Source organism: Shewanella sp. 0m-6, from assembly GCF_052977325.1.
In genome coordinates, this window is the sequence record NZ_JBRIMD010000019.1 from 55,396 (window position 1) to 79,757 (window position 24,362).

Genomic DNA, 24,362 nt, shown 5'->3' on the forward strand with positions numbered 1-24,362 from the left:
TCCCTGCAATAGTTTTATTCATCACCAATTACATTAGTTGTATGAGAATGACTCTCTTTAACCCGTAATTAATGTGTGGAATTTTATTTCCATTTCTAAGGCTAACTAAGCGGGAAGCAATTAGCAGGTGTTTTAACCCCTTTATGTGATTGAGATCTGACTATTTCTTTAGAGGTAGTCAGAAAAGAGTGTTTTTAGGACTAATTTAATTATCGCTTAAGAATTGCTCGCAAATAGAACTCCGTTTGTTGCATAAATGTTGGTTGGTTGGCGCTTAAGTTTTCACCTCTTTGCTTGGATGTTTTTTCGTTATGCTACCGATACATAGTGGCGATAATATGCTCGTGGTTGATTGCTTCTTAGACATAAAAAAAAGCGAGAAGATAAACTTCTCGCTTTGCTGTGGAGTTAAGTCTGCTATCCCGTTAATCACGGGGACGCTAAAGACTATTTGTAGTTAGTTGGATGTACTTTGTCTACCCCGAAAGATTTACCTTCAGCGTGACAAGTTGCACAGCTTTCTGTGCCGTCATAAGTACCACGTGGGGTACCAAATACGCCACCGTTAGATTCTACGTGAGCACCGAAGCTTTCTTTTGTGTGGCATGAGCCACAAGCAGCTGCAATTGGAGAGTACTCAACATTTTCTCCGTCAAGCTTTGCCATAACCGCTGGTAACGTTGCGGTATCGCTCATTGCTAATTGCCCTTTATCATGGCAAGAAGCACAATCACCATAATGCTTGGTAAAGGTGATCTGTTCACTGCCTTGACGTAAGTCACGCTTGTTTGCGTGAAGCGTATGAATTAAGACTTTATAGTCAAAAGCGTTGTTAAGCTCACGGCCATTATGACGTTGGGTTAATTCTGCTGTGTGGCATGAAGCGCAAGAGCCATCAGTAAATGATCCATTATTCAATACGGTCGCCTCTGGCGAATGACATGCTACACATGAGCTAGATTTTGCTGGATGATGTTTAGTAATGTCTAAGCTATTATCATGACAACCCTGACAAGCGTTATCGGAAGATACAACGCGGCGACTATCTTGAATTATACCAAATGTTGTTGAGTCAGCATTGATGGTGGTGAATATAACACCTTCATCGTCACAGGCTAATACCTCTTCACTATCTGGGTTCGTACATAAACGCGCGCCGACTAATAGGCTACCTGAGTTTTGAGTACCAAAATCAGCAGCATTTACACTGTTGATGGCATAGTCGTATGACTTGTTATCTTCAGTTTTAACAGAAACGGTGCCACTTTCAATTAATGCAGACGAAGCAACATTCCACGACTTTCTATTTTTATGGCTTCTGTCATAGTTATTGAAATCAGTTTCTGTCGAGCCTGCTGCAATTACGTTTAGGTCTTTAAAGAACGACAACTCGCTAGGCGATGACTCAAGTGCAGTATCAAATGTGACGGTAAATGACAAGGTTGCGTCAGTTGCATCATCAAACGATATTGCGCTATTAGTGACTTCGAAATTAAAGTCTTGTTTAACTATTGCGCGTTCCAACTCACTTCTTAAATGGAACTTCGCCGCGCCCATAGGGTTACTGTCATCGGCATGACAAGCTGCGCAATCACGTTCAACGTATTGTGGGAACTGCTCAGAGTGGAATAGACCACGGGCTGTACCATCCCATTCAGGCGCTGCGAATTTTTCGTGACAACTTAGACAGGCTTCCTGTCTATGGAAGTGAAACTGCTCCGCTTGAGCTGGCGCGTTTTCGCCTTCGATATGACAAGATTGACACGCTTTAGCATCTGCTGGGAAGGTGACTTCACTGTAGTCGTGCGCTTTTCCGCCATAACCAATCATAAAGTATTGACCTTTGTGGATCTGGTGCAGCATAGAGCCCATATCGATAGTCGCGCCAGTTTCTGGATCACCTGAATAGGTGGTATGGCAGACGGCGCAGTTCTCGATTTCAATGCGCTTACCACCATGCATTGATAGCTTAGGTGCCCATGCGTGCTCGTAGTTGTCATTGTGGCAGCGAATGCATGATTCTTGTAGATCTACCAAGTTACGGGTTTCATCCGCTTCGGCTTCGCGATCAAGAGCTGGAATGAAATCGTAATGGGTGTTAATTAAGGTTGCGTTACTGACTACATTGGTCGGCTTTAGTTCTAGCGTGATGCGGTGAGTTAACTCACTTTTAAACTCGGTATCTAAGCCTTCAATTTGCTCGTATTGGTTGAGCGCTTTAGAAAAGGTGTAGCGATATTCACCGTGAGCGAGTACTTCGATGCAGGCCGTCTTACAGCTAGTTTCAATATTCGCTTGAATTTGTGGGCCTTGATGTTTATCCCATCCTTCTGGTAACGCTTGACCATCGGCGATACTACCAGGGATTTTGATGCTATTAATATAGCTAACCCACTGTGATGATTTCTCTCCTTTCATCGGCGTCGCTTCCGGCTCAGGGCTGCCAAAGCCTGGCAACGGACGGTCGCGTTTTTGCAATGCATCAAGCTTTGCGATACCAAAGCCTAAGGCGTTAATGTCATCGAATGACTCTAAGCCTGATACCGCAACGCCATTAGCCGTTAGCAGTTCAAAGTCTACGGCAACAACACCTTCAGTGATTGTTGCATGTAAGATATTGGCTTTGAGGCTAGTCGCTTGTTGGATATCGATGCCGATATTGCCATTATTACCGTCTTCGCCATCTTTGCCGTCGCTGCCACAACCGATCAGAGCAATTGCAAACGCTCCGATGCCGATGGCTGATTTTACAGCGCTTGTAAGTTTATACCGATTCATCATCATTTTTATTCCCTGCATAGGTTATATCTGCTGTGAGGTTTGTACCTCTTTAAGCATGAGGATCTTCCTCAACATGATCTTACTCAAAAGAGGTCGCTGACTTTGAGGTGAGGGGATTAAATGTGAACTGAGTCATCTGCTGAACAATAGGGTGTTAAATTATGTTAATACCCATTATTTACATATAGTTATATCGTGTCTAAGGCCAGCTTTAAACCAGTGTTAATTTTGAGCGGTTAAAGCTTAAGTTAGGCTTAAGCAATTAGGTTAATTTGTATAGGAAATTGATTTGAATCAAACATGCCGCCATGGATGAGCTTTGAGGTTTAACCAAACTTTTACATTGTAGGGGTTGAATGTTATTCAGTTAGCGTTTGATGTTTGTGTTGAGTTGAGCCTTGTTAGTGGTAATGTTAAATCAATCAGCTTGCTGTTGAACTTAATGTTTGTCGAAGCGGTGAGAGGGCCATAAAAAAGAGGCCGTAGCCTCTTTTTAGTTTTACTTTAGCGAGTGTTAATCATATCCACAATTAGTTACCATGGATCTGCATTAACTGCGCTGGATTATGACAGGTAGAACAGGCCTCTGAAGCTCGAGTTCTCACATCATCTGCGCTCATACCATCTAAAATACCACCGTTCGCAACGATATGATTTGCACCAGAGTCACTTAGGTACTTCTGGTGACAGCTTAGGCAAGCGCCCGCATCAGATGAAACCCATATATCAGCGCCAGTTGTTGTATCACCGTAGCGCCATACTCGATCGCTAGCTCGACCTAATTGAATACCATCAGAGGTGTGGCAGGTTGAGCAGTCAGTTTTCAGCACAGTACCAGATTGGACACCAGCATATTTTAGGTAATGTCCATCAGCTTCGTGTGCTTTAAATGCATAACTAGTTGCTTTCTTACCACCAGGGTAAGTGCTATCGGTTTTAGTTGTCTTGTCAGATGTATGACAGGTCTGACAGTTATACCCATTGTTGTAATGGTAATTTTCCTGGTTGTGACAGCTTTGACATTTTGCGGCGTCAATAATCGAGCGGCGCATAGCTGCCTGCATAGTGTCATCGACTCCTGTGCCGGACCACACAAATTGATAAGGCGCTTCTTTAACCGCTACCGAGCGAGTTTTGTCGGAGCACTCTGTCATAACGATTTCTGCTACACCGTAGCCACCATTATTGAAGCAGACCTCGATTGCTGACCAAAGCTCAAAGGTCTTTCCATCAGCATCTGCTGGCATATCAAATGTGCTACCCACAATCGTGAAGGTTTTCGTTGCCGCATCATAGGTGCCGTCTGATAGCTTGAATCGACGCAGGCTATATGGTGCAGTGGCATAAGCAGGGAAGTCTTTATTAGTGTCCCAGGCTACAACTACACGGGTGCCTGTTTCGATAAACTCAGAACCAATTGCAGCGCCATTGCTATCTTGAATTTGAACGTCAAATGTGAGTTTACCATTACCGTCAAGGCCGACATTACTGAACATGACTCCCATGGCTTTGGCGTCAACGTATGCCTTTAATACATCGCCGTGACGTTTTTCTGCACTACCTGTACCCGGGTAAGTGTCGGTTGAGTTATGACAAGCTACGCAATTGGTACTGCTATGGTTTTGAGATGGCTTCTCTGTATGACAACTAATACAAGCTGTGTTACTTAAGTCAGCTTTAAACAAGTCTGCATTTGCTGGTGCGCCTTCGCCTTCAACGTGGCAAGAGGCACAGTTTGCAGCAGGCTTTTGCGGGAACATAACTTTACCGTAATCGTGTACGCTACCACCGTAACCAACAATTTTGTATGGCGCTGGTACCATACCGTCGGGTGTGCTGGTTTCTCTATCTTCGCCTTTATGAATTGCGTGGATCATGTAGGTAAAGTCAACACTATTACCACTTTCTGGGTCGCCAGAGGTAGATGTATGGCAGCTAGCACAATTGGCTAGTGCAATACGTCGGCCACCGTGAAGCTCAAGACTCTCTGGCTGATGACAGGTATAACAGGTTTCAATTGTCACGACATTACGCGTTTGAATGTCTGTCGTAGCACCTGTTGAGGGTTGCCAATCGTAGTGTGCGTTTGCCGTTGCTTGGGGAAGTTTTAACTCCATTGTTGCTCTATGGGTATTATCTTCACCGTAGGTGATTGCGAGTGGTTCAGTAACGTTGGCAATATTTTGTTGAAAGGTGTAGCTGTAACTACCATCACCATTATCGACCAGACAATCTTCACAGTTCTTGGCAGCTTCAACGTTGGCTTGATATTGCGGCGATGGATTTAGGTCGCTCGTGTCAGCAGGTGGAGTGCCAGGCTCTTTCAGTGCATTAATATAAGCCTGCCATTGATAACCTCTGTCGTACTCGACCTCATCAATGGTTTCAGTTACTTTGGCAAGCTGTGCAATACCAAAGCGTAAGTCATAGTCTTTATCTAGACCCAGCACAGCTACGCCGTTAGCGTTTTCTAGGTTGAAGTTCACTGTTACGGTACCATCAGTGACAGTCGCTTCTGAAAATTGCGCCTGGACGCTAGTGGCTGAATCGATATTGACTCCAACTACACCATCTTTTCCGTCGGCTCCGTCATTACCATCGCTACAACCAAAAAGCAGCGCTGAAGCGGTGAGTGCAAGTAAACTCAGTTTTAAGTGTCGAATTTTGTTATCCATAATTATGCGTTCCATTCTTTATGTCGCTAATTGTTTTACATCACAAACTGTTTATTTAAAGAACAGGGCCTAAAACCTCAGTTCTAGGCCTCTGCGCTTACTGTATTGGGTGAACCTTTAAGACATCGAACGCAGCCCCTTGACCGTGACATGTGGCGCAGCTTTCAGTGCCCGCCATAGCGTCAGCTTCGGTACCATTAAATACACCACCTTGTTGAGTCATATGTGATTTGGCCGTTTCACTTAAATGGCAATCACTACAAATGGCAGATGTTGCACTGGTAAAGGTTCCGTTATTAAAGGCCAAAGGTTGCACGGCTGTGTTTAGAGGCAGGGCGGCTGTTAATGTGCCGGCTTCATCAGTTGTATGGCATTGAGCACAATTGCCAATATTGCCTGGGTAGTTGATGTCAGGGTAACTTTCCCTGGAGCCTGCGTGCAGAGTATGAGCAAGATGCTTATAATCGGCCGTTGATGCACCAGGATTATCAGAGCCTGCGTCAGCTTGCATATTACGGTTATGGCAAACTTGGCACTGGCCTTCAAGATCGTTGCGAGAGCCGTGATAGTTCAACTGTTGATCGCCATGACAACTGCCACATGTTTGGTTGGTGACGATGACTCTTCGACCGACCTCTGTAATGGTAGTGGCGCTAAAGAATTGATGGCTAGACTTTATCGTGGTGGTTGAGTCGGTATTGTCACAACTCGCTAACATAGTTGCATCGCTACATAACTTACCTTGAAGGGCGAGTGTGCCTTTATCTGTTGCTGGATCGGCGCTTAAGGTGAGCCCAGCAATTTGGTAATGGTAAATGCCGTTGCTGCCAGAGATAGGCTGTGCGTCTTGCAGCTTTATCGATTTAGCGCTGCGAGTCGTATAATCCACACTAATGCCCCAGTTGGCATAAACACGTAGATCATTTATAAAGTTAAGCTTATCGGCACTGTCTGCATAAACCTCATTCGTTGCTGGGTTCGATAGTCTTATCGAGAAGTTAACGGCATCGCCAACGAGCTCAGCGCTGACCACTTCGGCCTTAAACTGCCCAAGCACTGCGTCAGTATTCGCTTGGCTATGTGCATTCATCGTCCAGTCTGAGTTATGACACGCAACACAGTTGCTATTATCGACCTGAGTTGGATGACCTTGACCTGCTGGAAAATCGATATTGGTATGGCAGCTACCGCAAGCTTCCATTGTCGGTACGCGAGTCCAATTCATGTTTTGGGCGAGCGACTCATCGGGAGCGTGACAGGTTTGACAGTCAGCCAGAGACACTGGAAATCCAGCTAAGTGCTTAGTGTGGACCATAGGAGCAAATACATTACTAGGATTGCTGACTCTGTCAGTGTTATGACAGGTGACACAAGCTTGTATCTCGTTATAACTTCCTTTACCCGCGGGCCCGTGGAATGACAAATCATCATGACAGGTGTTACAGCTCTGCATGACGAGAATATCTCGGGTATATGCAGGCTCACTGCCCTGATTTTGCCAGTCTAAATATTGGTTGGTGATAGGTAAACTCGTGCCATCACTCAGTGAATCACCGCCCACTTTGATAACCATCCTTTGGGTTGCTCCGGGGATGAATGAAAAGCCGTTATCGCGATCGCTCACATAATCAAAGGTATAGCTGTATTTTCCGTTTTTATGGTCGACAAACTCTCCAAGGCATTTAGAACCAGGGCAAGATTGCGACGTGATATATTGCCATTGGCTGGCATTACCGGCATTGGTATAGCCCATTGGTAATAGCTGAGCGGCAATATACGTAGCAGAGGGAACACCCACTACCGGTTCGTCGCTTTCATTGGTGATGCGATAGTTAACCGTTGCTACACCTGAGTCGAATAGCACTTCATTTACAGTGATATCCAGGCTGTTAATTTCACTTGCAGGTGGCCCTCCTGGTTCTCCTGGGTTACCCGGGGAACCATCGTCGCCACCGCAAGCCGTTAACATGGCAATTAGCGTTAGAGGAATACTTTTAGCTAGTAGTGATTGAGTGACTCGTTTCATATTGATGTCCTTGAATTCCTTTTAATTGACATGGCTATAGTTGGTAACTGAACGTTAGGCCAACATAGTGAGCACTATAATTGTGGCTAAGGTCGCCGAACGTTAAGACGTTGGGAATTGAATCGACCGTTAACCCCTGGTTTAGCCAATCAGAATCTTTATAGTTTTCAAATATCCAATCAAAACGTAACGCCATTTGCTCGCCAAGCTGATACTTGGCAAAGGCATTGATGTTATGTTTCTTTGCAAAATAGTCACCGTAGGGAGAAGTGAGACCTTGGGTTATCTCAGTATCACTTTGACCATCGGAGTAGGTGTAAGCGACCCCTAAATCGAGCTTCTTATCTAATAGCTGAAGGTAGTCGAGACCTGCGCCGACTAAGGTAGACTCCTCGTCTGTATTGACGTACCAATTTGGCAGGCCAAAATTGCTACTACCGGCTTGATCGCTATCACGCCAATCTTGATTGAGGAAGGCATTGATGATGATATCGTCGCTTAATAGATAATTAGCAGAGACGTCATAACCTTGAGTATTGACCTTTGTTAAGCCAACTAATGTATCGTCGTAGTCGTCACTGGTGACATTAAGGTTTGCACTCGCAGAGAGGTTGGACTCTGAGCTATAGTTCACACTCAGCTGGTACTCTTGGCGCTCTCTATCGGCTAAATAGGATTTTCTAAGGTATGGGTTACTTGGGCTACCAGTGGTAGTGACTGCTTTATAAGTACTACCTGTACGGTCACTAAAGTCAGCTTTTAACCAGGTGCTCCAAGACGGTGTAATTTGATAGCTCACTCGAGCAAACAGTCCGTTTTGTTGCAATGAGTCCCTGTCTAAATCACTATAGTCGTTATGATCATATTGATAGCCTGCATCAAGATAGATAGTCCGAGTAAAGCGATATTTTGCACCTACCTTCGCTTGTTGCTTGGTTCTATCGTACTCAGGGTTGATTGCGTTACCGGCATAATAACTGTCGGTTATGACTTGAGGGTAGGGGTTAAGTGCCGTTTTGTTGTCTCTATCGGAATAGTCATAGCTCGCCCTGATACTTAGCCCGCGCATGACACGACCTGTGTATTTGAGCTTCATATCTGTGGTATCAACTTTGCCGTCGAGGCTGGTTGTTGGCAAGGCGGGGCTTGGTCCATTGATTGTCGCAGGCAAGAAAGCTTCGTCTTGGGTAAAGCTTGCAACACCTAAATGCATCAGTATTTGATGCCCGTTGCCGCCAAGTTGCGCATTGGCGCCAATACGATAGGCTTTATTATCGGGTGAAACAGCACTTTGGCCTGCGTAGGCGGCACCAAATGTAGGCGTAAAAGCATTTTGCCAATTGAGAGCGTTATGGTCGTTTTTATATTGACTAAAGCTTGAGTCAAGGCCAACGAGCCAGCCGTTACCATTAAAGTAAATTTTTGCACCTAGCTCACCAGTGCTGTCATCGATTGGTTGTGCGAGCATTGCACTATTGGTGAGAAAGTTTCCAGAGAAAGTCCGTTTTCCTTCTCGCTTATCATGTCGGTAATTGATGTCAGCTTGATAAAATGAGCTTTTGTATTGCGCATCGACCAAAAAACGTTCTCGTTGGATTTTTAATTCAACGTCAGTGACATCCTCGAGTAAGTTAGGCATTTGTGAGGTAACTGCGCCCGCTTGCCAGTTTGCTGGCAACAATAGATCGTCACCGCTATTGGTATAGGGGCTTAGGGCATAATTTGTGTCGTATAGGGCAAAACCTCGATAACCGAATGCCAGCTTATATTGCCCTGGACGTCCAGTTTCTAAGCGAGCACTGCCAGTGTCGTAACCCAGCTTGTCAGCAACAAAAGAAGTTTGGTAGCCAGACTCGGATTTGTTAGTTAAGTCTGCTTCTAGATGAGCTACTGCACCATCTTTATCTGTACCGGTCGTATTGCCAAAGTGAATATCTGACGCATCATTATAAGCAGCTCCTACGCCGACGCTGCCTTTAAAGCCAGATTCAACGTTACAGCGTTTGCACTCCCACTCAGCGGTGTTTGCTTGGTCTCTATTGACATTCTTTAAGCCATAGCCGTCTGCAAACACAGGGGAAATACTGGCACTGATGGCCAGCGCTAGTATTGATAGTTGCTGCGGCGTGTTGATATTTTTGTTTATTCCAAACATAACGGCCACTCCTTGTTAGCGCTGCAGTAATTTGCCAGACGGGTGATTTGAACCATGAACTTGTGAATGGCAGTTCATACAGCTTTGCCCAGCGTTAAACGCGTTAGGCTGACCACCAAAGACGGCATTCGATGTGTGACCTACCGATGCGTGACACTGCTGGCAAAGCATGGGAGGTTTTGTGGTTAACATGGCTTCATTGACACTGCCGTGAGGATTGTGGCAAGTCGCACAGTCATCAGTAACCGGGGCGTGCTCCCAAAGTTTGGGTCCACGTTTTTCTGCATGACACGAGTAACAATTTTCATTGACGCTCATCTGCTTTAGATTGGCGTCAGCTAAGCTTCCGTGAGGGTTATGGCAATCTGTACATACCATTTGTTGCCATTTTAATGGATGCGATGAGCGTTTATTCATGTCTGCTTTTTGCTGAGTATGGCAACTGGTACACACAGCCACTTCCGTGCTTCGCTGTGCAATTGGGTCTTGCCCTGTATGGACTAAGTGACAGTCGGCGCAGCTCACATCGGCATTGTCATGATGATTGCCTTGCCAAGCCATGAAGTTGTCATTGTTATGGCAACTCTGACAAACACTATTTTGCTTTTCAGCTGGGACGGGAGAATTTGAACCGAAGGTAATCATGGGCTCTTTACCACCACGATTATGTTTACCTTGGGGACCATGGCACGCTTCGCATTGAAGATCGGCCATTGGTGATCCTTGAACACTGCTGCCGTGGACACCGTCAAATAGCGCCATGACAGTTTCATTTTTCCGATGACACATCAAGCAGGAGTCAGCGCCTTTTGGGGAGTATTTCCCTTCAGCAAACTTTTTGTCGAGTATAGCTTCTACTTCTTGTGGATCTTGGTCGTCCCACGGAGCGGAGTAAACGCTTGTACTTAATGCCACTAAGGTTATTAACAGCAGACGCACCAAGGCGCTAGAGAACCATCCAGTGTTCTTGTTCATCATCTCATTCCCATTCGCCTTTAAAGCGATTATTTTTTGATAATTTAAAATTAGTAATTATGTAAATTACTAATGTTTAATTATAGGGTGAGTTTATTACAATCCCATAACAAAAATGTGTGTTTAATTTACTGGATAAACTGATTTATATAGAACTAAGTCGATAAGTGTGACGCCGATCACACTTGCCGTTTGTTGAATCAATGAACTGATATTTATTAAATAATAACCATTCTTAATTAGTGTGGTGGTTCGGCAGGAAAATTTATCTCGGCGTAGGCATTTATTAGTTGAGATATTTGTCACATAATGGAGAACACAATTGAAAATTATTATCGTTTACAGTCCGAAATGTTGATCTAGGTAAAGTTATTACTCTTTTGTCTGCTTTAGAATCAGCATTAATTTCAAAGAGAGTCGAGGCCTGTAAATAGGTGGAATGCACAATGAAGTTAAGTGAATTGAATCCAGGCGATGTAGCCAGAATTTCTCAAGTGGGCCAGATAGATTTGCCCGCGGTAGTTAAACGCAAACTCCTTTCGATGGGGATCACCCCAAATACTCGATTCTCCTTGATCCGCAGAGCGCCGATGGGCTCGGGCGTAGAGTTAGATATCCGTGGCAGTAAATTATGTATGCGTCGCGATTTAGCAGATATTATTGAGGTTGAAAAAGCGAATGGCTAAACAATTTAACTGCGTAACTGTTGGTAATCCTAATGCGGGAAAATCCACACTGTTTAATGCATTAACGGGTTCTAACCAGCAAGTGGGTAATTGGTCGGGTGTGACGGTTGAGAAAAAAACTGGCCAGTTTGCACTGCAAGGCACCGATGTCTTCTTAACTGACTTACCCGGTATTTACGATCTGCTTCCAGCGGGTAATAGTTGTGATTGCTCGTTAGATGAGCAGATTGCACAGCAATACCTAGCTGAACAATCTATTGATGGCATTATCAACCTTGTTGATGCAACTAATATTGAACGCCATTTATACCTAACGGTACAGCTTCGTGAGCTAGGCATTCCGTTGGTCGTTGTGCTGAACAAGATTGATGCGGCGCTCGAACGTGGTATTAAGATTGACGTCGCTAAAATGAGCGAAGAGTTAGGTTGCCCTGTCGTCGCAGTGTGTTCTCGTGAAGAAAAAGATATTGAAAAGATAAAGCTGCAATTTGTTGCTTTACTCGACGGTAAGGTTTCTGAAGCGCCATTAGTGCTTAATTACGACGCAGAAATTGAAGCGGGCGTGACCAATTTATTGGCTCAAGATGACTCATTAAGTCGCGGTCGTGCTCTGGCTATGCTGGCTAATGGATTAGGCTGTGGTAAGTGTAAAAACAGTCAAATGGCGAGTGAAGTAGAGCAATACTCTCAGGCATTATCTAGCCAAGGGAAAGACATTGAGATCATGGTTGCGACAACGCGATTTGATTTCGTTGAGCGTGTATTTACCGGCTCAGTAGATAGCGATAATCGTGAAACATTCACCGATAAGTTAGATAAAATTGTACTGCACCCTGTAGCAGGTATTCCTGTTTTCTTATTTGTTATGTACTTAATGTTCATGTTCAGTATCAACGTGGGCAGCTCATTTATTGATTTCTTCGATATTACAGCAGGTGCGCTTTTTGTTGATCATTTAGGCGCATTCATGTCTAGCCTAGGTTCTCCGGCCTGGTTGGTCACCATTATCGCTGGTGGTGTGGGTCAAGGTATTCAAACTGTTGCGACCTTTATTCCGGTCATTGCAGCGTTATTTCTAGCGCTGTCAGTGCTTGAAGGTTCTGGCTATATGGCGCGTGCGGCATTTGTTGTTGATGGTTTAATGCGCCGTATTGGCCTTCCTGGACGTGCATTTGTGCCTATGATTGTTGGTTTTGGTTGTTCGGTACCTGCGATTATGGCAACCCGTACCCTAGGCAGTGAGCGTGAGCGTATCGTTACTGGTATGATGGCGCCATTTATGTCTTGTGGCGCAAGACTACCTGTTTACGCATTATTTGCAGCAGCCTTTTTCCCTGAATCGGGTCAGAATTTAGTTTTCTTGCTCTATATTATTGGTATCTTTGCTGCTATCGGTACTGGATTATTACTTCGCTCAACCTTACTTCCAGGTTCTAGCAGCGCAGTGGTTATGGAGCTACCTAGCTACGAGAAACCAAAGTTCAAGACCGTCATGGCGCGAACGGGTAAGCGTACCAAGAGCTTTATCATGGGCGCGGGTAAAACGATTGTGATTGTAGTGACTCTGCTTAACTTTGTTAATGCAATCGGTACTGATGGCTCATTTGGTCATGAAGATAGTTCAGAGTCAGTATTGAGTGTAGTGAGCCAAAAAGTAACCCCGTTATTTGCCCCTATGGGCGTTGAGCAAGATAACTGGCCAGCAACAGTAGGTATTATTACGGGGATTTTTGCAAAAGAAGCCGTAGTAGGTACTCTAAATAGCCTTTATTCAGATGCCGGTGCGGGTGATGAAGCTTTAGCGCCAATAAGCGACACGTTTAGTGAAGCGCTAGCAACAATCCCTGAGAATTTATTTGGTATTGCCCCTGATGATCCGTTATCGATTTCAGTGGGGGATGTGTCATCGGTAGAGGCTGCATCTGAAGAGCTTGAAGTGGATACGTCGACCTTTGGCGCACTGCAGGCTGGTTTCGCTGGGGTCACTGCTGCATTTGCTTACTTATTGTTTATCTTGTTATATACACCTTGCGTAGCAGCTATGGGCGCATTGGTGAACGAGTTTGGTAGCCGTTGGGCAAGATTTGCAGGGCTTTGGACATTTGCTTTAGCTTATGGTGTTGCTACCGTATTCTATCAAGGCGCAACGTTTGCACAACACCCATTGCAATCAAGCTTATGGATAGGATTTTTCGTAATAGCTTTAGTTGTCTTCTATCTCTGGCTAAAGAAAAAGGGTAAGAAAACACAGACCATTATCCCTGGCATTAAAGTGATTACTGAATAACGCGAATAGCGTATACTGTGATCAAATAATAAAAAGCAGCGATGATTCGCTGCTTTTTGCGCTATAAAAATAGCCATTAGAGAGGTTTTTAAACCTCAGTCGTTGATCCTTTACAAGATCTGTAGGATTATGCATTTTTAGTCTTTAATCATCGTTCGCAAAGAGGAATTCCATGAGTCATGTGGACACTGAAGTACGTCCTAGTAACTTCATACGTAACATCATAGATGAAGATCTCGCTACTGGTAAGCACACGAGTGTTCAAACTCGTTTTCCACCAGAGCCAAACGGCTTTCTTCATATCGGCCACGCTAAGTCTATCTGCCTAAACTTTGGTATTGCACAAGACTATAAAGGTCAATGTAACTTACGTTTTGATGATACCAACCCTGAAAAAGAAGATATCGATTACGTTAATTCTATTCAGGCTGATGTGCAGTGGCTCGGTTTTCAGTGGGATGGTGATATTCGTTATTCATCAAACTATTTTGACCAATTACATCAGTACGCGGTTGAATTAATCACTAAAGGCTTAGCTTATGTGTGCTTCTTAAATGGTGAAGAGACTCGCGAATATCGCGGTACGCTTAAAGAGCCTGGTAAGAACAGCCCATACCGCGATACCTCAGTTGAAGAGAACTTGGCGTTATTTGAAAAAATGCGTTTAGGTGAGTTCAAAGAAGGCGAGTGTTCGCTTCGAGCTAAGATTGATATGGCATCACCATTTATGTGTATGCGTGATCCAATCATCTACCGTATTCGTTTTGCTCATCATCATCAGACGGGCGATAAGTGGTGCATTTACCCAATGTACGACTTTACTCACTGTATTTCTGATGCGATTGAAAACATTACCCACTCATTGTGTACGTTAGAATTCCAAGATAACCGTAGACTGTATGATTGGGTGCTAGATCAATTAGATGACTTCCAAGCGCCAAACAGAACACGTCAGTACGAGTTTTCAAGATTGAATCTTGAATACACATTAATGTCAAAGCGTAAGCTTAATGACTTAGTGGTACGCAACCTAGTAACAGGTTGGGACGATGCGCGTATGCCTACGATTGCGGGTTACCGCCGCCGTGGCTATACCGCTGCGTCTATTCGTGAATTCTGTAAGCGTATTGGTGTTACTAAGCAAGACAACATGGTCGAAGTTGCAATGCTTGATGCGTGTATTCGTGAAGAGCTTAACGAGTTCGCTCCTCGTGCAATGGCAGTGATTAACCCGGTGAAAGTGGTTATCGAAAACTACCCAGAAGGTCAGGTTGAGATCATTAACGCAGCAAATCATCCTAGCAAGGAAGAGATGGGTAAGCGCGAGCTATCTTTTGGCCGTGAACTATTTATCGATGCAGATGATTTCCGCGAAGAAGCAAACAAGAAGTACAAGCGTTTAGTCCAAGGCAAAGAAGTACGTTTGCGTAATGCTTATGTGATTAAAGCTGAGCGTTGTGAAAAAGATGCTGATGGTAATATCACTACGATCTTCTGTACTTATGACGATGAAACGTTGGGTAAAAACCCAAGTGATGGTCGTAAAGTTAAAGGCGTTATTCACTGGGTTGAAGCAACGACTGCAAAACCAGCAGAGTTCCGCTTATATGAAAGATTGTTCAGCGACCCTAATCCAGCTGCTGCTGAGTCTGTTGACGAAGTGCTAAACCCGCACTCGTTAACAACTAAGCATGGTTTAGTAGAAGCTAGCCTTATCACTGCAGAAGCTGAAAAAGCTTATCAGTTTGAGCGTGAAGGTTACTTCTGCGCAGACAGTAAAGATTCTACAGAGGACGCGTTAGTGTTTAACTTAACCGTGCCACTAAGAGACTCTTTCGAGTAAGCCTTATCTAAGTACTTATTAACACTAAAAAAGCCGACATAATGTCGGCTTTTTTGTTGCTTGTGTTTTGGAGTTCGCTGGCTTACTTTGTGATATTGATTGGTATGAATACCTATCAATATAAAGAGTTGAAAGTAGTCAAAGTGAGTTTATTGATACATAGGGCCAAAACCGACACTCCAAAGAATGACGCTCGAAGCCATTAGCCCGACCAGCAAGACTAAGCCAGCAGTCACAACAGAGCTTGCGTAAATAAAGCCTTTTTCCTCTGGGATATTCATAATAATCGGTACACCGGTATAAAGCAGGTAAACCGAGTAGGCAAGGCCTGCAAGCCCGACAACCATGATAAACCACAGTGTAGGATAAAGCGCCGCTAAGCCCACCATAAACAGCGGTGTAGCAGTATAGGCTGCAAGCTCTAGTGCTTGGGTATAACTCGGTTTTGCATCGAAGGTTTTTGCCATCCAAAAAGCGAGGTAGGCGAGGGCAAACACTCCGGCGATTAGGCCAAAATACATTCCAGTAGACATGATCATAGCACTTTGCGCAGTTAGGAACTGACGGTCACCAACGCCTAAGTCCCAACCAATTTGAGATGTGCCGATAAAAGAACAGATAGCTGGAATAAGCGCAACAATGACGATATGGCTTAAGCTACTGCGCAGTGCTTCGTGGTTTTTTTCAATAGTGTGCCACTCTTCCTTTGGATGAGTGTATAGCCCCATTAAGTGATTCAATATCATTATAATTATCCTCGTTTAGCATTTAACTTTTATATTAAATTGGCTCGCCAAACTGCAGACGAACTTGTTACAGCTCTAAGGTTATTTATTGAACAAAATCTGCTAAGAGTCAAGCCTGTCAAATTAATCATAGGTGTTAAGCTAGGACTCTGCTGAAAATTGCTGATAAAATAGTGTCCTATTGACAAGGTCGAGATGGGACCAGGATGAACTTAGCCATGCAGCAGCTATTAGCGCCAATTTACAATTTTTTAAAATGCGAAACGCCAGATAGTTGGGTTGAAGAGGCAAAGAAGCCTGAGCAATTAACAGGACTATTAATCGATCATTGTAACTGTGAGCTAAAGGCTGCGCAGACGGCTCTGTTTTTAGTCCGTAAATATGCCGTAGATAAACAAAGTGGCCAAGTGCTGCTTGACTGGGTAAAACCCTATGAAGAATTTGTTTATGATAAGGGCAGAAATACAGAATCTTTTTTGGCCAAAGACAGTAAAAAAAATGAGTTTTCAGCAGAGCTTATCGCTCGTGATGATTTCGAACACGGCAGGGATTTAATCAATAAGATGGTACGCTTGATCAAAGAAGAGTTTCATCACTTTGAGCAGGTACTGGGCATCATGCATAGTCGAGGTATTGAATACCAGAACATTCGCGCGGGGCGTTATGCCAAAGGCATGATGAAAGAGGTTAGAACTCATGATCCTGCCAAGCTTGTCGATAAATTAATTATTGGTGCATTTATTGAGGCACGTTCTTGTGAGCGTTTTGCTAAGTTGGCACCGCATTTAGATGAAGAGCTAAAGAAGTTTTATAATTCCTTGCTGCGCTCTGAAGCCCGTCATTATCAAGATTACCTGACATTGGCGCAGGCTATTTCAGCTAACGATATCAGTGATAGAGTAGCCCATTTTGCCGCAGTAGAAGCGGAGCTTATTTTATCTGATGATGAAGATTTTAAGTTCCATAGCGGGGCGCCGCTGGCAACAGTGACAAGCAATTAAATTGCTTGTCTTTACTTAGGCTGTCATTAAAGGGGAATCCTAAAGAGGCAAGCAGTAAACTACTTGCCGAAAGGAAGTTCTATCAGTTCAACACAGTCTTTACTAACACTTAGCATGCTGCCTTGATCATACCAATCCCCAACAACAATACGGCGTTTACCATTGTTAAGTTGATGAATTGCGGGTCTATGAGTATGACCGTGGATCATCTGCTTGGTTTTCGTCTCATCGAGTAGCTCAAGCACAGCCTCAGGTTCAACATCCATAATGCTATAACTTTTTTGTTGATTACTGCTCTGACTTTTTACTCGTAGTTTACTGGCAATACCAAGTCGTTTAGATTGCGGTAAATGCGCATAAAGCCACTTGGCCCAGCTCATATTTCGAAATTTTCTAAAACGCTGGTAAGGTTTATCTAAGGTACAGAGGCTATCGCCATGCAAAATCACTGTAGCTACCCCATATAAATCTAAAGTATAGACTTCAGGTAACAGTGTCATACCGCTACGTGTAGCAAATGCATTGCCAATTAGGAAATCCCGATTGCCATGAATAAAGTAAATAGGCAGTTTTTTTGAGGCTTGTTTTATTGCATCAGCAAGTTGGTTAGCAAAAGGTTCAGCGATGTCGTCACCAACCCATACTTCGAAGAGATCACCAAGGATGTATAATGCATCAGTGTCGTGAAGTTGAGTATCGAGAAACGTAAGAAAAGCTTGGGTGATATCGGGGCGATCGGCACTTAGGTGCAAATCGCCCACAAATAGAGTTCGCATCGAGGCAATGTTACTCTTCGATGGTTACTTTTTCGATGATAACAGCTTCAAGAGGAACATCTTGATGCATGCCACGGTTACCAGTGCTAACGGCTTTAATCTTGTTAACAACATCCATGCCTTCAACTACTTCACCAAATACACAATAACCCCAGCCTTGAGCTGACTCAGACTTAAAGTCTAGGAAAGTGTTGTCGCCAACGTTGATGAAAAACTGTGCAGTTGCTGAGTGTGGATCAGAAGTACGAGCCATTGCGATAGTACCGATTTTGTTCGATAAACCGTTATTTGCTTCGTTTGCGATTGTTTCGTTAGGGCGTTTTTGGCCCATATCTTCAGTAAAACCGCCACCTTGGACCATGAAACCGTCGATTACACGGTGAAAAACAGTGCCATCGTAGAAACCTTCTTTAGCATAGTTTAAGAAATTAGCGGCAGTATTCGGCGCTTTTTCAGTATTCAAAGCTATTTTGATTTCGCCATGGTTTGTATGAAGTGTGATCATATTTAAACTCTCGTCATTTAACACGCTGTAATAATGGTTGGATTCTAACGTAATTGCGTAAAACCATAAAGCATTGTGTGTTTGGCTAATTAAATTAAGCACCATTTATGCGATATTGGAATCGAAAGTGCACCACAGCATTGTTGTAACGCTTGTGAATCATCGGGATAAGATCGCAAACTTGCTTAGTTGCGGTATATCTGCTCAATTTTGCGGGCTTGGTGTACGAAAACAGCTTGGAACAGCGACTTTTGCAGTGGTAGACTGAACAACTAATTTCTAAATATAGCCGTTGAAGAGAATAATCAATGTTGAAGCTTTACAATAGTCTTACCCGCCAAAAAGAGCAGTTTGTGCCAATACAGCCAGGAAAGGTTGGCATGTATGTGTGTGGGGTGACCATCTATGATTTATGTCATATTGGCCATGGGCGTACATTTGTATCTTTCGACATGATTGTTAGATACCTAAGATACAGCGGATATGACGTTAATTTTCAACGTAATATTACCGACGTTGATGACAAAATTATTAAGCGCGCGAATGAAAATCATGAAAGTTGTGATTCGTTAACTGAGCGTCTAATTGCTGAAATGCATAAAGATTTTGATGCCTTGAACATGGCTCGTCCAGATAATGAACCTCGTGCCACACAGCATATACCTGAAATCATCGATATGGTCGAAAGACTCATAGAACGTGATCACGCCTATGTTGCTTCAAGTGGGGATGTGCTATTTAGCGTGTCATCATTCCCTGAATATGGTCGTTTATCTGGGCAGAACCTTGAGCAACTGCAAGCGGGTGCTCGTGTCGAGATTGAAGACACTAAGCGCGATCCAATGGATTTCGTATTGTGGAAAATGTCAAAACCAGGCGAGCCGACTTGGGATTCTCCATGGGGACCTGGTCGTCCAGGTTGGCATATCGAATGTTCAGCAATGAATAGCAAGCATTTAGGGATCCATTTCGACATCCATGGCGGCGGTAGCGATCTTCAGTTCCCACATCATGAAAATGAAATCGCTCAGTCTTGCTGTGCTCATGATACGCCATATGTAAACTATTGGATGCATACTGGTATGGTGATGGTAGATAAAGAGAAGATGTCAAAGTCTTTGAATAACTTCTTCACTATCCGTGATGTGCTGGGTCACTACGACGCTGCAACGGTTCGTTACTTCTTGTTATCTGGTCATTATCGCAGCCAGCTAAACTACTCAGAAGATAACCTTAAGCAAGCTAAATCAGCATTAGAGCGCATTTATACTGCACTTAAAGATTTAGACCTAACGGTTGAAGCCGCACCTGCTGAAGACTTCGTTAACAAGTTTAAGTCGGCGATGGATGATGATTTTAATACGCCTGAAGCTTATTCGGTATTGTTTGATATGGTGCGTGAGATCAATCGTTTAAAAGCAACTGACATGGCAAAAGCCTCAGCATTAGGTGTCGCACTTAAAGAGCTGGCGGATGTACTAGGCATTTTAGGTCAAGATGTTGATACCTTCTTTAAAGGAGAGGGGACTGATGACGAAGTGGCAGAAATTGAAGCCTTAATTGTTGAGCGTAACCGTGCTCGTGCAGAAAAAGACTGGCCTGCAGCCGATGTTGCACGTGACGGGCTTAATGCATTAGGTGTGATTTTAGAAGATGGTCCAGAAGGCACCACCTGGCGTAAGAAGTAATTCTTAACCACTGATTGCTCTGATGTAAGACATCAAAAAAGCCTGCTTAATGCAGGCTTTTCTTTTTGAGTAACTAGGTCTGGAACACTTATGCCACACCCCATGGATGGAAAGGTGTGGTATCTCTTTTTTGAGTAACTAGGTCTGGAATATTTATACCACCACACATGGATAGATGGAATATCATGGAAATAGCTTTTCCGTCTTGGCTGTTAGCTGCTTTTCCTAGGACCTTGTTTTAAACCTAGAACCTTCTGTTAATCGTGATACTGCTCGCAAGCATATAGCGTGTTTTCAAGTAGGCTTGCGATCGTCATCGGACCTACACCGCCAGGTACTGGCGTGATAAAACTTGCACGCTCGGCAGCTTCATCAAACTGTACGTCACCTACAAGCTGACCGCTTTCCAAACGGTTAATACCTACATCGATAACGATTGCGCCGGGCTTTATCCAATCGCCAGGAATAAACCCAGGTTTACCCACTGCTACAATGACTAAATCGGCTTGTCTTACTTTATCTTCAAGGTTACGGGTAAAACGATGGCATGTTGTGGTCGTGCAGCCTGCTAATAGCAGCTCCAGTGACATTGGGCGGCCAACGATGTTAGATGCGCCGACGACAACAGCATCTAAACCAAAGGTATCAATACCTGTCGATTGGATCAGTGTCATTATCCCCATGGGAGTGCATGAGCGAAGTACTGGGATCCGCTGAGCTAAACGGCCAACGTTATAGGGGTGGAAGCCATCTACATCTTTGTCTGGGCGAATACGCTCAATAACTTTCGATTCTTCGATATGCTCTGGAAGAGGTAGCTGAACTAAGATCCCATCTATGCTTGGATCGTCGTTACATTCATCAATGAGTGACAATAAGGCGTCTTCTGATGTGCTGCAGTCTAGATCGTAAGAACGAGATATAAAACCGACTTCTTCACAGGCTCTGCGCTTGCTGCCGACATAAACTTGCGATGCAGGATCTGCTCCAACAAGAATTACGGCTAAACCTGGGGCTCTTTGACCAGCCTCTTTACGGGCGGTGACTTTATCTTTGAGCTGTGTTCGAATGGTTTGCGCAATCGCTTTACCATCGATGTTTTGGGCTGTCATTGGGGTTGGTGTCCTTTATACGACGCGATAATGGAAAACGGCTGCATTTTAACAGGACAGACCAAGGGTGTCATTGATTTAGACTGTTAACAAACAATTCTAATATACGGATAATAACTTTCTGTATGGAACAAGGTTAGCTTAGTCATTTGGTTGCAGTATTAAGCTTTAGGCAATTGATTGCAGTATTAACTGTATTGAAGTTTGGTTTTAAATACCAGTTATGTCACTTTAGTTAGTCATTAGCAGCAAATCACTCTGCGTAGTCTTAATTTTGGCCACAATGGTCAAAGCTGCACCCGTTAGTGTGTTAAATAGCCATGTGAGTGTATTTTTTAAAAAAGTCATTGACGACTTTTAGGTGCGGGGGTACTATGCGCTCCGTTCTCAACGAGCAGCAAGTTGTTGTCCTTGAGAGCCAGAAACAGTAAAGGGTGTCCCAGCGTGAAAACGTACTTTACATTAGGTTTCAAATTTCGGTGATTAGCGCAGCCCGGTAGCGCATCTGGTTTGGGACCAGAGGGTCAGAGGTTCGAATCCTCTATCACCGACCACATTTAAACTAGCGTGACACGTTAGTTGCCCAGTTCAGGAAATGGAATTTATTTCATTACCGAGCGCCCGTAGCTCAGTTGGATAGAGCACCCGCCTTCTAAGCGGGTGGCCGCAGGTTCGAATCCTGCCGGGCGTACCATTTTTGTGGTGATTGTAGCTCAGTTGGTAGAGTCCCGGATTGTGATTCCGGTTGTCGTGGGTTCGAACCCCATCAGTCACCCCACTCATTCTGCAAAGAAGTTAAGAAAGCGACCTCAGGTCGCTTTTTTTACACCTGTAAATCACGCTTTGAGGCTCGACTCTGGCGCATTCCATAGCTATAATGTCGCGTCTTGATAATTATCAACTAAAAGATACCTGTGCCGATCTTCAGTAATTATGGGCATTTTGGTGAAATTTACGGATCAAGAAACGAATACCTGAATAGTTGATTTTTCGACTATTGCAAAGGACGATAGACATATTTCGAGGTAAAAAAATGCAAGTTTCTGTTGAAGCCACACAAGGCCTAGAGCGTCGCCTAACAATTTCTGTACCTGCTGAGCAGATCGAGAACACTGTTAAAGAAGCATTAAAAAGCGAAGCTAAGCGTGCCCGTATCCCAGGTTTCCGTCCAGGAAAAGTACCTGTAAGCGTTATTAATAAGCGTTATGGTAATGCAATTCGTCAAGATATCACTGGTGAAGTGATGCAGCGTAACTTCGTTGAAGCAATCATTGCTGAGAAGTTAAACCCAGCAGGCGCACCAACGTTAACTCCTGGTTCAACTGAAGGCGAAAACTTTGAGTTTGTTGCTACTTTTGAAATCTACCCAGAAGTAGAGCTAAAAGGTCTAGAGTCAATCACTGTTGAGCAGCCTACTGCTGAAGTAACAGAAGCTGACGTTGACGCTATGATTGAAACGCTACGTAACCAACACGCTACTTTTGAAGTAGCAGACCGCGCAGCGGCTGAAGGCGACAAAGCTAAAATCAACTTTGTTGGTTCAATCGACGGTGAAGAGTTTGAAGGCGGCAAAGCTGACGATTTCGAACTACAACTAGGCAGCGGCCGTATGATCCCAGGTTTCGAGTCTGGTGTTGAAGGTCACAAAGCAGGTGAAGAGTTCAATATCGAAGTGACTTTCCCTGAAGATTACCACGCAGAAAACTTGAAGGGTAAAGTAGCAACTTTCGCTATTACTCTGAACGAAGTTCAAGCGGCTAACCTTCCTGAAGTTAACGATGAGTTTGCTACATTATTCGGTATCACTGAAGGTGGCATCGATGCTCTTCGCGCTGAAATCAGCAAAAACATGAGCCGTGAGCTTGAGCAAGCGCTTAAAGCGAATGTTAAAGAGCAAGTGCTTAATGGTCTAGTTGAGCAAAACGACATCGAATTGCCAACAGCACTAATCGACGGCGAAGTTGAAGTATTGCGCAAGCAAGCTATGCAACGTTTCGGCGACCAAGCTGCAAACATGCCTGAGCTACCAGCTGATCTATTCACTGAGCAAGCTGCACGTCGCGTTAAAGTAGGTCTACTACTTGGCGAAGTGATCAAGACTAACGAGCTTAAAGCTGAAGATGAGCGTGTTCAAGGTTTGATCGCTTCTATGGCTTCTGCATACGAAGATCCAAGTGAAGTTGTAGCATACTACAATGGTAACGAAGAACTTATGCAGAACATGCGTAACGTTGCTCTAGAAGAGCAAGCGGTTGAAGCTTTGTTAAAAACTGCAACTTTGACTGAAAAAGCAGTCAAATTTGAAGAATTTATGAACAAGGCTACAGGTCGCGCGTAACCATCGCTTGACTTAAATGGCTATTAGCCATTTATAATGGCTCGTATGAGGTTCCTCATGCGGGCCATTTTTATTTAGGGAAGTTAATCATGCACAAAGCGCCAGAATCAGTACTTAACGCACTCGTTCCTATGGTTGTCGAACAGACAGCTAAGGGTGAACGTTCATATGATATCTATTCTCGCCTTTTAAAAGAGCGAGTGATCTTTCTCGTTGGCCAAGTTGAAGAACATATGGCTAACCTTATCGTTGCTCAGTTACTGTTTTTGGAATCAGAGAGCCCAGATAAGGATATCTATCTATACATTAACTCACCAGGTGGCAGCGTGACTGCGGGTATGGCTATTTATGACACTATGCAGTTTATTAAGCCAAATGTGAGCACAGTGTGTATTGGTCAAGCGGCGAGCATGGGCGCATTTTTATTAGCAGGCGGTGCAGAAGGCAAGCGCCATTGCTTACCAAATTCAAGAGTAATGATCCATCAGCCATTAGGTGGCTTCCAAGGTCAGGCATCAGATATTGCTATTCATGCTCAAGAGATCCTGGGCATTAAGAACAAGCTTAACTCTATGTTAGCTGAGCATACTGGCCAGCCTCTTGAAGTGATTGAACGTGATACAGACCGTGATAACTTCATGAGCGCAGCTGAAGCTGCTGAATACGGATTGGTCGATTCAGTGATAGCAAAACGAGGCTGATTTTTACTCTCCTCTGAGCTATGCTCAAATATGAAGTAATGAAAAGATTTAGGCAGTAGGATTACTG

Annotated in this window: 16 protein-coding genes and 3 tRNA genes; 10 read left to right on the forward strand and 9 right to left on the reverse strand. The window is 44.0% G+C overall.

Annotated elements, in window-relative coordinates; translation table 11 throughout:
* Positions 1-447: 447 nt before the first annotated feature.
* From ACVBJC_RS14575 to ACVBJC_RS14595, 5 genes are all read right to left on the reverse strand, one after another.
* Positions 448-2,784 (reverse strand): OmcA/MtrC family decaheme c-type cytochrome, encoded by a 2,337-nt coding sequence (locus tag ACVBJC_RS14575; RefSeq protein ID WP_447161580.1) that lies wholly within the window; start codon positions 2,782-2,784, stop codon positions 448-450.
* A gap of 527 nt (positions 2,785-3,311) precedes the next feature.
* Positions 3,312-5,471, reverse strand: a complete 2,160-nt coding sequence (locus ACVBJC_RS14580) for an OmcA/MtrC family decaheme c-type cytochrome (RefSeq protein WP_447161581.1) — start codon at positions 5,469-5,471, stop codon at positions 3,312-3,314.
* An 82-nt stretch (positions 5,472-5,553) separates the two neighbouring features.
* Positions 5,554-7,482 carry an OmcA/MtrC family decaheme c-type cytochrome gene (locus tag ACVBJC_RS14585; protein WP_447161582.1) on the reverse strand — a complete coding sequence of 643 codons (1,929 nt, stop codon included), beginning with the start codon at positions 7,480-7,482 and terminating at the stop codon, positions 5,554-5,556.
* Between the two features lie 34 nt (positions 7,483-7,516).
* Positions 7,517-9,637, reverse strand: a complete 2,121-nt coding sequence (locus ACVBJC_RS14590; protein WP_447161583.1) for an MtrB/PioB family decaheme-associated outer membrane protein — start codon at positions 9,635-9,637, stop codon at positions 7,517-7,519.
* Positions 9,638-9,652: 15 nt separating this feature from the next.
* Positions 9,653-10,612, reverse strand: coding sequence for a DmsE family decaheme c-type cytochrome (locus tag ACVBJC_RS14595; RefSeq protein ID WP_447161584.1), 960 nt, complete (start codon positions 10,610-10,612; stop codon positions 9,653-9,655).
* A gap of 446 nt (positions 10,613-11,058) precedes the next feature.
* Between ACVBJC_RS14595 and ACVBJC_RS14600 the strand changes: the two genes are divergently transcribed.
* The 3 genes from ACVBJC_RS14600 (at position 11,059) to glnS (ending at position 15,428) form a co-directional block, all read left to right on the forward strand.
* Positions 11,059-11,298: a FeoA family protein gene (locus ACVBJC_RS14600; RefSeq protein ID WP_012155917.1), complete on the forward strand. Its 240-nt coding sequence runs from the start codon at positions 11,059-11,061 to the stop codon at positions 11,296-11,298.
* On the forward strand, positions 11,291-13,585 hold the full coding sequence (gene feoB / locus ACVBJC_RS14605; RefSeq protein ID WP_447161585.1) for a Fe(2+) transporter permease subunit FeoB: 2,295 nt from the start codon (positions 11,291-11,293) through the stop codon (positions 13,583-13,585). Before ACVBJC_RS14600 ends, feoB begins: the two co-directional genes overlap by 8 nt.
* Before the next feature lie 172 nt (positions 13,586-13,757).
* Positions 13,758-15,428: a glutamine--tRNA ligase gene (glnS, locus tag ACVBJC_RS14610; RefSeq protein WP_447161586.1), complete on the forward strand. Its 1,671-nt coding sequence runs from the start codon at positions 13,758-13,760 to the stop codon at positions 15,426-15,428.
* A gap of 149 nt (positions 15,429-15,577) precedes the next feature.
* Here glnS and ACVBJC_RS14615 read toward each other — a convergent pair whose 3' ends face one another.
* Entirely contained in the window at positions 15,578-16,174 is a 597-nt protein-coding gene (locus ACVBJC_RS14615) for a Yip1 family protein (protein WP_447161587.1), read from the reverse strand.
* A gap of 218 nt (positions 16,175-16,392) precedes the next feature.
* Between ACVBJC_RS14615 and miaE the strand changes: the two genes are divergently transcribed.
* Positions 16,393-17,175 carry a tRNA isopentenyl-2-thiomethyl-A-37 hydroxylase MiaE gene (gene miaE, locus ACVBJC_RS14620; protein ID WP_447161599.1) on the forward strand — a complete coding sequence of 261 codons (783 nt, stop codon included), beginning with the start codon at positions 16,393-16,395 and terminating at the stop codon, positions 17,173-17,175.
* A 59-nt stretch (positions 17,176-17,234) separates the two neighbouring features.
* Here the strand turns inward: miaE and ACVBJC_RS14625 are convergent, their stop codons facing one another.
* Positions 17,235-17,951, reverse strand: a complete 717-nt coding sequence (locus ACVBJC_RS14625; protein WP_447161588.1) for a UDP-2,3-diacylglucosamine diphosphatase — start codon at positions 17,949-17,951, stop codon at positions 17,235-17,237.
* Positions 17,952-17,961: 10 nt separating this feature from the next.
* A complete protein-coding gene (locus ACVBJC_RS14630) occupies positions 17,962-18,456 on the reverse strand; it encodes a peptidylprolyl isomerase (RefSeq protein WP_447161589.1) in 495 nt (164 codons plus the stop codon).
* Positions 18,457-18,764: 308 nt separating this feature from the next.
* Here ACVBJC_RS14630 and cysS point away from each other — a divergent pair, with 308 nt between their 5' ends.
* Positions 18,765-20,144 (forward strand): cysteine--tRNA ligase, encoded by a 1,380-nt coding sequence (cysS, locus tag ACVBJC_RS14635; RefSeq protein ID WP_447161590.1) that lies wholly within the window; start codon positions 18,765-18,767, stop codon positions 20,142-20,144.
* A gap of 257 nt (positions 20,145-20,401) precedes the next feature.
* Here the strand turns inward: cysS and folD are convergent, their stop codons facing one another.
* Positions 20,402-21,256, reverse strand: a complete 855-nt coding sequence (folD, locus tag ACVBJC_RS14640) for a bifunctional methylenetetrahydrofolate dehydrogenase/methenyltetrahydrofolate cyclohydrolase FolD (RefSeq protein WP_447161591.1) — start codon at positions 21,254-21,256, stop codon at positions 20,402-20,404.
* 477 nt (positions 21,257-21,733) lie between these two features.
* Here folD and ACVBJC_RS14645 point away from each other — a divergent pair.
* The 5 genes from ACVBJC_RS14645 to clpP all read left to right on the forward strand — a co-directional run bounded on the left by ACVBJC_RS14645 (position 21,734) and on the right by clpP (position 24,295).
* Positions 21,734-21,810: transfer RNA gene (locus tag ACVBJC_RS14645), tRNA-Pro, on the forward strand.
* 63 nt (positions 21,811-21,873) lie between these two features.
* A tRNA-Arg gene (locus ACVBJC_RS14650) sits at positions 21,874-21,950 on the forward strand.
* 8 nt (positions 21,951-21,958) lie between these two features.
* Positions 21,959-22,034: transfer RNA gene (locus ACVBJC_RS14655), tRNA-His, on the forward strand.
* 255 nt (positions 22,035-22,289) lie between these two features.
* Positions 22,290-23,594, forward strand: coding sequence for a trigger factor (gene tig / locus ACVBJC_RS14660; RefSeq protein ID WP_447161592.1), 1,305 nt, complete (start codon positions 22,290-22,292; stop codon positions 23,592-23,594).
* 89 nt (positions 23,595-23,683) lie between these two features.
* Positions 23,684-24,295, forward strand: coding sequence for an ATP-dependent Clp endopeptidase proteolytic subunit ClpP (gene clpP, locus ACVBJC_RS14665; protein WP_447161593.1), 612 nt, complete (start codon positions 23,684-23,686; stop codon positions 24,293-24,295).
* The last annotated feature ends 67 nt before the right edge of the window (positions 24,296-24,362 follow it).